Raw genomic sequence first — 12260 nt, forward strand, 5'->3', positions numbered from 1 at the left:
TTATAGAGAACTTAGAGCGAGGTGCAGCATGAAGGGAACAACTCATATTATAGGCGGATTAGCCGCAGCAGCAATAACAACTCATACATTCAATGTACCTGTACAAGAGCCAATCATTTTCTATACGGCTGCATTATTTGGTTCAGTTATTCCAGATATATGTCATCCAAAATCAATGGTTGGACGAATGATCCCAATCATATCTATTAGTTTAGGCCGAATTTTTGGTCATAGAACAATAACACATAGTCTTTTATTCGTATTAGTAACTATGTGGCTATTAAGTCTAGTTACATTTCAAAATGCAGCAGACATCCAAACTGGACTCGTCGCAGGTATCATTAGCCATATTATATTAGATGCTATGACACCACGAGGAGTGAAACTATTATATCCAATCCAAACAAGCTTTCGATTTCCATTTTCTTCACAGACAGGATCAGTAATTGGAGAGACAGCTGTATGTTTGGTCTTATTAGGGGTTGTGGTGATGATGTATATTTAAATTTATTGATCATTTGTTATAAAGAACTAAATTGTATGTTTAAGTTTTAATAATTGGTGCTATAAGACATATCGTAATTTAGACATTCCTACGATTTAAACTTTAAGAATGATCTAATCGGACAGAATCATTAATAATTACTACGATCTATACGAAATAAAATTTTACTAACACTTAAAGACATTTTATATTTTAATTAGCTCAATAAAAACTTTTCCGTCTCAAAATTAAGAGTAAACTCATAATACGAGACGGATTTATTTTATTTTCATTTGGTTCCGATAATATATATTATGTAAACTAGGATTAATTTGCGTCATGATTAGAGTTATCCCCTAAAGTTCCTATAATATCTGTACTTTGGAACTTAATCACCTCAAGTTCCTTATAATTTTAGTCTTTTTTCTTGTGAACGATAATTCTCCTTTTGAACGATAATGGTTTATATTTTTACGGATAATGAATTATCGTCTAATCTAATTGATTTAGGAGGTTTTTGACTTGCATCTAAAAGCTGTTGTGCTGCCGCCAATTCCTGTTTGGCTATATGGAAAATGACTTTCTGTCTTTCTAAGAATGCTCTAACGAACCCCCTTTTTCTAGTTCACTGAAGAAAACCTATAAGCATTTCCATAATAAAAAGCCTTGTATCATGATTACAAGGCTACATTTCCACACTATATTCTTTAATCATCACCACGATTTCATTAATTTCATATTTTTGATTAACGACATCTATAACAAAATCCTTAGCTTGCTTTTGACTCATGTTAAATTGAAAACCGTTGTAGGCAAGGAATTGAATCAATGCCAAAAAGGCCGTTCGTTTGTTTGCGTTATGAAAGGTATGATTTTTTACTCATGACTCAAACAAAGCTCTCTCTTTTCAGAAAATGCTTGGGTAAGCCTCTTCACTAAAAGCGGATTGTTTTGGTCGAGTAATGGCGGAATTAAGAAGATCCGGCAATTTGACACCTTTATTGTTCATTAAATTAATAGCAATCACTTCTTGTTCGGTTAAATAACGCATTAACGGTCTACCAACCCTTTAATGGTTTCATCATACTGTTTCATGTTCTTATCTAGAATATCAAAGAAATCGTCACTAACACCTTTTGGCAAATGTACTTTTTGACTTTTGCGAATCACAATTGTACCATCTTGTTCCTCAATAAAAACGTCATCACCGTGCGCTACACCAAGACGTTTTAATAATTTTGCTGGAAACGTCATGCCTAAACTATTTCCGATTTTCGTTACTTTACGTTCCATTTTTTTCACCACCATTCTTCTTGAAAAAAACAAGCTAATTGTTCCGTTGTTTTATTCATTTCTAACCCCTTCTAAATTGCGCGTTGTCGTTCAGTTGCTGGTTCAAAAAGATTAAGGAAGCCAAAAGTCGGGAAAGAATCCCCAAGTTCCTCACAGAAAGAGAGATTGGACATCTTAGGGAAGCTTGTAAAATGTCAATGGAGAAATCGCTTTTACATGTAAACAGGCTCCTTATTAAAAATCACTTCTTCCCCATTCTCTAGTTTATAGATGAATTCTTGCTTTTCTTTATTGGCCACCATTAAGAAGTTCCAGGCAAATAAGCTGTCTGTGCAAAATTAGACCTTTACTGAGCCACGGAAACCTCTTGCAGCATAGTAGGAATCTGCGCCATTGTGGTACACAAACACAGTGTCGTAACGACAATCACAAAAGATGGCCCCGCCAAGTTTTCTAATATTAACAGGAGTTTGCACCCAACTCGACGTTTTCATATCGAATTTTTCAAGTTTTTGCAGCTCCCGGTATTGTTCTTCCGTTAACAGTTCAATGCCCATGGCAGCTGCCATATCAATAGCATTATTTTCTGGTTTATGTTTTTTCCTTGACTCTAGCGCTTCACGGTCGTAACAAACACTTCTTCGACCTTTAGGACTTTCCGCTGAACAATCATAAAAAATGTATTCGCCTGTCTTTTTATCATGGCCAATAACATCTGGTTCACCGCCCGTAGCTTCCATCTCATTAAGTGACCACAGTTTTTCGGTATTAGCTTCGAGCTTAGCTTGTACTTTAGCCCATTCAAGACCTTTATGTCGATTCATATTTTTCTCAAAACGGGCTTCCAAAATTCTAAGTAGTTCTTCACGTTGTTCTAGAGACAACTCATTATTTTTCTTTGTCATATTAGTTTCCCCCTTGTTTTTTACTCTTAATTGAGTAAGGACTAAACTGCTCCGTTATTATAAAAACTAATGTGCTGCCCTCCTAGGATAACCGCACTAGTTTGTTGGTCATTATATTTATCTTCTAGAAAATTATGTACTAACGATTCGGTAACTATCGAACTTTTTGTAGATGCGTCGATATAGAATAAGTGAAAAAAGTTATTTGCCCTTTTATTTAAGAAGATTTAGTTGCCATGAAACTCCGAAACGATCATTTAGCCAACCAAATTTTTTGCTGAAGCCATAATCATTTAATGGCATAAGTGCTTGTCCACCTTCGTTTAGTTTCTGATAAAGTTGCTCTATCTCCTCCTCAGTATCACAAACAATATAAATTGAGAACGAAGGTGTAAAAGAGAACTCATGCTTCACATTACTATCAATGCACATAAACTCTTGCCCTTTTAAGGTAAAAGTTGCTTGCATTACAGTTCCTTCATCTCCAGATTCATTAGCTCCATATCGAACTATGTTTGTAATTTCTGAATCCTCAATTAAAGATGTATAAAATTTCATTGCCTCTTCTGCTTTACCTTCTTGAAACATTAAGAATGGTATTACCTTTTTCATTAAAAACCTACTCCTTTCACTTTATAATCTCTTAAGGATCATTCAACCCGTAATATATTATCCCTTTCTCACTTTACTACTTCTTTACTTACAGGCTTATAGCTTATTAAGGGCGTTTAGGATCCAAGTTTCTTTTTCGGTTTTATTCGTTACCATCATTATTTTGTGGATATGACATAATATCCTTCTCTCTGCTCGCTCATCTTTGGTGTTTCATCAACACTTTTTACAACTGCAATCATGGCATAATGTTCATCGTTTCTATCGTCTATCGAAATTTCACAAGGACTATTGCCACTTATCCCTACATTCGCTAATGTATACAGATGATCATCTTCTAAAAGATATTGCGTGATATCCAAAAGGACTTTCAAATGAGAGTATCCGAACCAATTATTAATAATTCGATATAACACAATATTAATATCAGCTATGAGTTCAATTATATACCTTAGAGCTATTTTTAGTTACTTCCATTTCATCATTTAAATCATTTATCAGACCGTTGTATTGTTCTTTTTCTTCTTTTTCACTTTTTAATTCTTTGTTTCCTTGTTTCCTTGTCTAAATTCACTTTTATCTTGATTAAATTGTTCTGTTACCATTTTCATTATTGCGTGTTCATCTTCCTGCTTAGTCAGTCACCCCTGTGTAACAAAATCATATAAACCTATAAATGAAAGTGAGTTATCTCCGAGAAACATACTAAATATATCGTATTCCGTAGAGCAGAACTTCCTATAAGCTCCTATACGAAAATGATCTTCTTCTGTGATTGATAACATTTTCAAGAAATAACGAGGTATCCTAAATAAAAACAGTAATATGTATAAAGCAACCCCACTGCGTGTCATTATCCAATTATTCAATTCAAAAAGTAACGATGTCATTATTAAGCTATTAGATTTTTCACACGCGAAAATAGCACGCTAACCAACCAAACGGGCATAATTCTTTACTATTTAATTTATATAAAAAAAGAGAAAAACTTACGGACACTAATAACACTGCACAGGAAAATGCCCGTTTAGTCACCACGGCAGCGCTACTAGTCAATTTCATCATGAAGATTTCCATTAAGTTATGTCTTCAAACATCATTTATTTTATAGTGTTTAAAACTGTACTTTTAAGCTATGAGTTTCGGCATTAATACTCTCAAAGCACTTAAACAACCTTTAAATAATAATTGGATATAAAAAAACCGCACCTCAAATTGTTAGACTTAACTAAAATTAGAGGTGCAGTTCAGTATTCTTTTTTCAGTTGAGACAAACACTTTATTAGAGATTTGCCTACAGTCTAAAAGGTTTCTCTAATAATCAAATGTACCTTTTATAATCTAACTTATTTTGACGCTGGGGCCAAATTAGCTTCAGGTGTCGTTACCTTGTCATAGAAATCTACAAATTTGTCACGATCAGCACTATCACGGTATGCCATAGCGACACGTGGATGTTCATTAAGAGCACCAGAGATCATGTAAGGAATGATATAGCCCCACTCCCACTTTTGACGCATTTCTAACATATGTTTTTCAATTACGCCAAGTACAGGCTTAATTTCGTAGCTTGGTTTTTGTATGTAGCTAACGAGAAGCTCTGTGTTACAGTTACCAGCTGCACGCCCCATGCCATAGACAGACGAGTCAAGGAAGGTAACCCCATTTTGTAAAGCAGTTAATGTATTGGCGAATGCTAACTGCATGTTGTTATGCGTATGAATACCGAGCTGTTTGTTAGGAATCATCGACTTGAACTTTTTCACTTGATGCTCAATTCCAGCAGGATCTAAGCTTCCAAAAGAGTCAACGATATATACAACATCTACAGGACTTTCTTTCAGAAGTTCAAACGCTTCAATAAGCTGATGTTCAGGTACACTAGATAAAGCCATAATGTTAAGTGAAGTCTCATACCCCAAATCATGAAACATCTGTACAAGCTCTAATCCTTTATCCACTTCACGGATATAACATGCCACTCGAATCATATCTAAAACACTTTCCTCACGTGGCAGGATGTCATTTGGATCTACACGTCCAATATCTACTAGAGCTGATAGCTTCGTGAACTTTTTCTCAGGAATGATTTCTTTAAGGAAGTTATCGTCAAGAAATCTCCATGGATTGGGCTCAGTAGCGTTAAGTAGCTTAGCTGAATTTTTGTAGCCGATTTCCATGTATTCCACACCAGCAGCACTTAGTCCATTATACAAGTCCTGAACGAATTCGACACTGAAATCCCAATTGTTAACTAAACCTCCATCACGAATGGTGCAATCTAAAATTTTATTGCGATGTTCCATAGTAGTAACTTCCCCCAATTTATTCTGCTTATTAGCAAACTTATTTTTCAACTATCATGCTTTCGTGCTTTTATGCTTTTATGTACTAAAATGTCTTGTTCTTTTTATATCATGATTCATTCTCAGGTGTCAAATTTTTTTCGAAAATCGATAAAATCCACCAAAATTTAAGTTGTTTTTTTACTATCTTCAACTGATATTAGGAATCATTTTATTATCATTTCCTTTAATTAAATTCGCTTGCGTTATACTTTTTCAACAAAATTGATCGAACGAATTGTCTGCATTCTGAAGATAAGGAAGACCTTTCAGGGTGAATTAAGTCTCCAAATGGTGTGTCACGAACAAATTTGACTTCCCCTTCAAATTTTTTCCCTAAAACAGCATCGTATCCAGAAAATTTTACAAAAGTGGTATTATGTTCAGTGTTTTCGAAATCAATTACACTAAATACGTGATGTTGTTCTTGTTCCATTTTGTATGCCTCCTCATCTAGTGTATACCTATATCAAAAGCTGTTTAAGAGAATATGTCAAGTCAATACATAATATAAGAAGGTTACATGAAGAAAAATGAAGCGTCTTACAAAAAAGAGCTATTCCAGTTAAGGAATAAGCTCTTTTTTGTAAAGGGAAATAGATTAATGATGCGCAAGTGCCAATAGCTCGCTTTCTGTTACCCATTTGTGATTTTTAATTTCTTCTCCACTAGTAGTTAAAGTGAAATCAATCATATATACCGTTGTTTGTTCAGCTGAATCAATTTCAGCAGTTACACCCTGCATTCCTTCCATATGATCAGCATCAAGTGTTACTTCCCATCCAGGCTCTAATGTTTCTTCACCAGGATCAATTAATTCTTCATGAATGACCCATTTGTGATTTTCTATTCTCTCTCCACCAGTTGTAGGTGTGTATGAAACAGCATAAGCGGTTGTGTCATAAGCACCAACGATTGTCGCTTCTGCTCCCTCCATTCCTTCCATGTGACCTCTTTCGATAATCGCTTGACTGCCAACTTCAAAAGTTGGATTCTCTGCCTCTCTCAAATTATTTGGAACCTCACCTGAGCTAGAATGGTCCATATCAGAATGATCCATTTCGGAACCATCCATATCAGAATGGTCCATTTCCATGTTCTCTTCAGTATTAGTATCCATGTGCATATTTTCTCCTGTACTCATTTCCTCATTATCACTACCACACGCAGATAATATAATTGCTGAGACTAAAGAGACCATTCCTATCACGATTCTTTTCTTTTTCATCTACTATCACCTCATCTTTTATTTTAAGAACTTTCATTATCGAGTGTTTATAAATAAGATTTGCCTACATGATAACCACCTATAACTTAGTTCTTAATTGATGAAACATCATTATCGTTTACATTAAACGATAAATGTCTAGAAAGTATGAAGATTGGTAAAAAGATTTCATTTTATCATACGAAATATTTTTTAATAAAAAGTTGATATTCTACAAAATGACATATAAAAGTATTCTAAAAAAACTTTAATTTCTCTATTTCGTGATTTTTATAGCTTTTATACTTAAAAATTGTTATACTACTCATTATTTTATTAAGGAGATAAAGATGAATAAGTTAAGCTATAAGGATCAAATTTTTATTAGTTTTATGTTGTTCTCAATGTTTTTTGGGGCAGGTAATTTGATTTTCCCAACATTTTTAGGGCGTTCTTCAGGTGATGAATTATGGTTGTCTCTTTTGGGCTTTATCATTACAGCTGTAGGTTTACCTATTCTGGGAGTTATTACGGTTGCAAGGGCAGGTAGTTTTCATACGCTCGCTACTCGTGTTCATCCTTGGTTCGCTCTTATTTTTCCATTTTTAATTTATGTTTCAATCGGACCTGGTTTAGCGATTCCGAGAGCTGGAACAATTGCTTTTGAGATGGGACTAAAGCCTTTTTTACCGACATCATTTTCGGATTTACCTATTATGCTGTTACTTTACACAATCGTTTTCTTTTCAATTGCGCTTTGGTTTAGTTTATCACCGTCAAAACTTGTTGATCGGTTTGGCAAGTTGTTGACACCACTCTTATTAACATTAATTATGGTTATATTTATAAAAAGTATCATTTCCCCGCTTGGGACATTCACATCTGCTACTGAAACTTATCAAAACAATCCTTTCTTTCAAGGATTTTTAGATGGCTACTTAACAATGGATGCCCTTGCTTCCCTTGTGTTTGGAATTGTCGTAGCTAATACGATTCGTGCTAAAGGGGTAAATGATTCAAAACTAATATCGAAATATATGATATTTGCAGGGGGAGGAGCAGGCATTTTACTCGCAACGATTTATGGCATTTTAGCTTATCTTGGGGCGACTAGTGCATCAATTGGTCAAGCTGAAAACGGAGCACAAGCATTGACAATCATTATGAATTCATTGTTTGGTCAAAGTGGGATTCTTTTATTAGGTGTCTTATTTACTCTAGCTTGCTTATGTGTTTCGATTGGTTTAATTATTTCTTGTAGTCAATATTTTTCAAATTTATTTGGATTTTTATCTTACAAAGGGTGGGCAATACTTCTATCTCTTATTAGCCTAGTTATTGCAAATTTAGGATTGACCCATATTTTGGCTATATCAGTTCCTATTTTAGGTGCCATATATCCATTAGCAGTTGTTTTAATCACACTAGGTTTGCTAAACCGTTACGTGAATAACACCATGTACCTTACGACTATTCTTTTTACTGGGGTATTTAGTATTCTAGATACATTGACTCATCTCTTATCACTAAACTCTCTAAAGACGCTATTAGGGCAGCTTCCTCTTAATCCAGAAGGCGTTGGTTGGATAATTCCAGCGCTTATTGGAGTAATTCTAGGCTACTTGATCAGCCACTTTAAAAAAACAGAAATAGTAAAAAACTGATTTAACCCGTTTATATAAAACAAAGTAAGCAGGTAGCTGAGACACCTCTTAGCTACCTGCTTTTAATTCAAAATATGTAGCGGTAAGCTGTACTTTTAGGTGTACATATTTATAAATAGAATAAGTTGTAGACAACAAAGAACTCTATCCGTATAATTAACAATAATTTCATATTAATGATTACAGGTGTTGTACGCACAATTTGAGTGTATAGCTTAAAAGGGAAGATCGGTGAAATTCCGAGACGGTTCCCGCCACTGTGATTCGGAGTAACCTGCATGTTGTCACTGTTTTTAAAATGGGAAGGCGCAGGAAGCTATGAAGATGAGTCAGGATACCTGCCTGTATAATGAAACACAAAATAACCTACGGGAGATAGGGAGGTGTGTGCCGAGAATATAATAAAAGTATGCATTATTTTTAGCTACTTCTCACTTAAGTAATTTTTATTATTCTGTGCATTCAAACTCTTTATGTTTGAATGCTCTTTTTTTATTATTCAATTATTTAAATTGGAGGAAAAGACATGAAGAAACAATCACTATTGCTTTTACTTATATCTGTATTTGCAATCACAAGTTATTTTTGGATGAATTCGTATCAGCCTGCTTATGCTATGCACATTATGGAAGGATTTCTACCTGTTGGCTGGGCTCTTTTTTGGTGGGCATTAACCATTCCTTTTCTTTTTGTTGGTTTCCGCTCTATCCAAAAAAAATTAAAGGAAAATCCTCAACTTAAAACGTTGCTAGCACTGTCTGGGGCTTTTGCTTTTATTTTATCTGCTTTAAAAATTCCATCAGTAACAGGCAGTACGTCCCATCCTACAGGCGTAGGGTTAGGAACGATTCTTTTTGGACCAGCAGTAATGACTGTCTTAGGAACGATCGTTCTGTTATTTCAATCATTATTATTAGCTCATGGTGGTTTAACGACGCTTGGTGCCAACGCCTTTTCAATGGCTGTCGCAGGACCTATGATAACGTATGTTGTATTTAAAGCGGCTCAATCTATTAAACTATCTTTTTCCATTTCTGTATTTTTAGCAGCTTTTATTGGTGGGCTAGCTACTTATGTTGTGACTTCCTTACAATTAGCACTTGCATTTCCAGCAGAAATTGGTGGCGTACTGGCTTCATTTGTAAAATTTTCAAGTGTTTTTGCATTAACTCAAATTCCACTATCAATTAGTGAAGGGCTTTTAACTGTTATTGTGATGAATGTCATCCGAAATTATCATTTAGCTGAACTTAGCGTATTAAATTTACCTACTACTAAGGAGGCTCATAAAGCATGAAAAATATCGTGTTGTTCATTTTTGTTATCTTACTAGCAGTCACTCCATTATTTCTTCAGAAAGATGCTGCATTTGAAGGAGCAGACGGACAAGCTGAAGAAGTTATTGGAGAAATCGCACCAACATATGAACCTTGGTTTCATACGATTTGGGAGCCTCCAAGTGGAGAAATTGAAAGCTTACTTTTTTCCATTCAAGCAGCAATTGGTGCTATTGTAATTGGATATGTTATTGGTTACGGCCGTGCTAGAAAAAAATATTCATCTAACACGGAAAGAAAATAATCTTATGCTACAAATTGATAAGTATGCGATCATGAATGGATGGCATCATATCCATCCTTTAGAAAAAATAATCTTTTCATTCTCTTTTTTACTTTTCACAATCCTAACGAAGAGCATCATAATCGCACTCATTACGTTTTTCGTTATGAGTGTGAGTATCCTATATGGAGCAAAAATTCCGCTCCGTTATTATGTAAAGCTACTTACACTCCCACTCATTTTTCTGTTGACGAGCTTATTAGTGATGATAATGTCAATTGTACCAATTGAAAGTAACATACAAGGTTTTCTTTGGCAAATTGAACTAGGAGAATGGCAACTATTCGTTAGCCCAAATGGTTTATATCAGGCAGTTCAGATCTTTTTTACTGTGATGGCAAGTGTTAGCTGTATGTATTTTTTTATATTAACGACACCTATTCATCAAATTACTTGGTTGCTACAAAAATTGAAACTACCTACTCTATTTATTGAATTACTAGTGTTTATCTACCGCTTCATTTTTGTACTTTTTGAGAAAATGACTGAAATCTATTTAGCACAGTCTAGTAGACTAGGCTATCAAAAGTACCGACTTTGGCTCACATCACTAGGACAACTCATAGTATCGCTACTTATAAAATCTATGCAATCTGCCAAGGAGTTGCAAATCGCACTAGATAGTCGTGCTGGTGAAGAAGGGCTACATGAGATCGAATTAACTCATACATATAAGAAAAAACATTGGATAGGAATTAGCATTTCAAATGTTTTTCTTTTCGCTATCTTCAATCTGTTAGAGATAGTAATCAAGGTTTAATGAAAGGAGTCATAAGAAATGAATATACCAATCCTCACCTTTGAAAAGGTTTCTTATAAATATTCGGATGGAACTGTTGCATTAAAAGACATTACATTAAATATCGAAAAGGGAAAGAAAATTGCTTTATTAGGGAACAATGGTGCGGGAAAGTCAACGCTTTTTTTACTTTTTAATGGAATTCTAAAAGCCACAAATGGTCAAATCAAATATAAAGGGAACGATCTATCCTATAAACGACATGAGCTTCGCCAATTACGTAAGCAGGTCGGGATCGTTTTTCAAAATCCTGATGCTCAGCTCTTTTCTTCGAGCGTTCATGAGGATATTAAATTCGGTCCTAATAATCTAGGACTCTCCCGTGAGGAAGTGGAACAAGCTGTTAATCAAGCAATGGCATTAACAGATACGGAATCGTTAAAAGATAAGCCTCCCCATTTTTTAAGCATTGGTCAAAAAAAGCGGGTCGCTATTGCAGGCATTGTAGCGATGAATCCTGAGTTAATGGTCTTAGACGAACCGACAGCAGGGCTTGATCCTTATTATGCAAGAAAGATTATGGATGTACTAGAGGATGTACGTAAAAAAGATCAAACCGTCATTCTCTCAACTCACGATGTGAATCTTGCCTTTGAGTGGGCAGATGAGGTTATTTTAATGAACAATGGTCAAATTGCTGCAAAAGGAAATCCAATAGACGTTTTTAAAAATGTTGATGTTATCACACATTGCCATCTAGAACAGCCATGGGTTATGGAAGTATATGAAAAATTTCGTCAAACAACGGTTTCTAACCATACAACCTATCCTAGAACAAAAAATGAGCTATTTGAAATCATGTTTTAAATTTTAAGCAGATGCGAAAATGATAACTGTAATAATTAGGAGCATAACAAAAAGACTGTTAATTAATTGATACCGTCTTTTTGTTGTTGCTTTTAAAGTATTTAAAAAAGGCACTTCACCCTTATCATTTCCTTTTGATTTCTTCATATTTTTAAAACCATTCAGGATATGCTTTTTTAAATTGAACTGGTTTGAATTGGTCTCCCTCTTTCTTCACAACAATATGCCTCGTACTTCCTTCTGCACAAATGTCTCCTTCTCCATTGACAATTTGAAAGCCATACGCCGTTTTCAATCCTTGATTAAGATCAATCCATGCTTTCTCAAATATCTGGTCAACTAGCTTGATTGACTTTTTGTATGTAATGACTACATTATAGACAGGGCCATAATACCCTGCCTCTTCCATATTAAGATAGTTGTACCCGACTTCTTCAATCAACTGTATTCTATCTAGCCCAAGTCATTTTATGTAGTTTCCGTGATAAATAATCTCCATCATATCCGTGTCTGCGTATGAAATT

At 34.8% G+C, this 12260-nt stretch carries 14 protein-coding genes, 1 pseudogene and 1 riboswitch; of the genes and pseudogenes, 6 read left to right on the plus strand and 9 right to left on the minus strand.

The genetic code is table 11. The annotated features are described in order from the left end of the window. Positions 1-28: 28 nt before the first annotated feature. Complete coding sequence (locus tag IQ10_RS03425) at positions 29-505, plus strand: metal-dependent hydrolase (RefSeq protein ID WP_144449089.1); 477 nt, start codon at positions 29-31, stop codon at positions 503-505. A gap of 664 nt (positions 506-1169) precedes the next feature. Here the strand turns inward: IQ10_RS03425 and IQ10_RS18690 are convergent. The 8 genes and pseudogenes from IQ10_RS18690 to IQ10_RS03470 all read right to left on the minus strand — a co-directional run. Beyond that, positions 1170-1352: pseudogene (locus IQ10_RS18690) on the minus strand (type II toxin-antitoxin system death-on-curing family toxin); the annotation flags it as partial. Between the two features lie 182 nt (positions 1353-1534). Continuing rightward, the gene (locus IQ10_RS03435; RefSeq protein ID WP_367613650.1) at positions 1535-1777 is read right to left on the minus strand and encodes an AbrB/MazE/SpoVT family DNA-binding domain-containing protein; all 243 of its coding nucleotides are present in this window, start codon (positions 1775-1777) and stop codon (positions 1535-1537) included. Positions 1778-2115: 338 nt separating this feature from the next. Beyond that, on the minus strand, positions 2116-2682 hold the full coding sequence (locus IQ10_RS03445; protein WP_144449091.1) for a DUF4256 domain-containing protein: 567 nt from the start codon (positions 2680-2682) through the stop codon (positions 2116-2118). 213 nt (positions 2683-2895) lie between these two features. After that, positions 2896-3294 carry a VOC family protein gene (locus tag IQ10_RS03450; RefSeq protein WP_144449092.1) on the minus strand — a complete coding sequence of 133 codons (399 nt, stop codon included), beginning with the start codon at positions 3292-3294 and terminating at the stop codon, positions 2896-2898. A gap of 158 nt (positions 3295-3452) precedes the next feature. Continuing rightward, on the minus strand, positions 3453-3668 hold the full coding sequence (locus IQ10_RS03455) for a hypothetical protein (RefSeq protein WP_144449093.1): 216 nt from the start codon (positions 3666-3668) through the stop codon (positions 3453-3455). 972 nt (positions 3669-4640) lie between these two features. Next, positions 4641-5600, minus strand: coding sequence for an aldolase catalytic domain-containing protein (locus IQ10_RS03460; RefSeq protein ID WP_144449094.1), 960 nt, complete (start codon positions 5598-5600; stop codon positions 4641-4643). 226 nt (positions 5601-5826) lie between these two features. After that, positions 5827-6075, minus strand: coding sequence for a hypothetical protein (locus IQ10_RS03465; RefSeq protein ID WP_144449095.1), 249 nt, complete (start codon positions 6073-6075; stop codon positions 5827-5829). Between the two features lie 165 nt (positions 6076-6240). Continuing rightward, positions 6241-6867 carry a YdhK family protein gene (locus tag IQ10_RS03470; RefSeq protein WP_144449096.1) on the minus strand — a complete coding sequence of 209 codons (627 nt, stop codon included), beginning with the start codon at positions 6865-6867 and terminating at the stop codon, positions 6241-6243. A gap of 329 nt (positions 6868-7196) precedes the next feature. Here IQ10_RS03470 and brnQ point away from each other — a divergent pair, with 329 nt between their 5' ends. From brnQ to IQ10_RS03495, 5 genes are all read left to right on the plus strand, one after another. Further along, positions 7197-8510 carry a branched-chain amino acid transport system II carrier protein gene (gene brnQ, locus IQ10_RS03475; protein ID WP_144449097.1) on the plus strand — a complete coding sequence of 438 codons (1314 nt, stop codon included), beginning with the start codon at positions 7197-7199 and terminating at the stop codon, positions 8508-8510. Positions 8511-8677: 167 nt separating this feature from the next. Then, positions 8678-8870, plus strand: a riboswitch (cobalamin riboswitch). 166 nt (positions 8871-9036) lie between these two features. Then, positions 9037-9807 carry an energy-coupling factor ABC transporter permease gene (locus IQ10_RS03480; protein WP_144449098.1) on the plus strand — a complete coding sequence of 257 codons (771 nt, stop codon included), beginning with the start codon at positions 9037-9039 and terminating at the stop codon, positions 9805-9807. Further along, a complete protein-coding gene (locus IQ10_RS03485; protein ID WP_144449099.1) occupies positions 9804-10091 on the plus strand; it encodes an energy-coupling factor ABC transporter substrate-binding protein in 288 nt (95 codons plus the stop codon). Before IQ10_RS03480 ends, IQ10_RS03485 begins: the two co-directional genes overlap by 4 nt. Before the next feature lie 31 nt (positions 10092-10122). Beyond that, positions 10123-10890 carry a cobalt ECF transporter T component CbiQ gene (gene cbiQ, locus IQ10_RS03490; RefSeq protein ID WP_242009755.1) on the plus strand — a complete coding sequence of 256 codons (768 nt, stop codon included), beginning with the start codon at positions 10123-10125 and terminating at the stop codon, positions 10888-10890. An 18-nt stretch (positions 10891-10908) separates the two neighbouring features. Continuing rightward, the gene (locus tag IQ10_RS03495) at positions 10909-11736 is read left to right on the plus strand and encodes an energy-coupling factor ABC transporter ATP-binding protein (protein ID WP_144449101.1); all 828 of its coding nucleotides are present in this window, start codon (positions 10909-10911) and stop codon (positions 11734-11736) included. Positions 11737-11887: 151 nt separating this feature from the next. On the opposite strand, the gene IQ10_RS03500 is transcribed toward IQ10_RS03495, so the two are convergent. After that, on the minus strand, positions 11888-12178 hold the full coding sequence (locus IQ10_RS03500) for an acyl-CoA thioesterase (RefSeq protein ID WP_242009713.1): 291 nt from the start codon (positions 12176-12178) through the stop codon (positions 11888-11890). Positions 12179-12260: the final 82 nt, after the last annotated feature.

Source organism: Halalkalibacter nanhaiisediminis, from assembly GCF_007830185.1.
GTDB lineage: Bacteria > Bacillota > Bacilli > Bacillales > Bacillaceae_D > Halalkalibacter > Halalkalibacter nanhaiisediminis.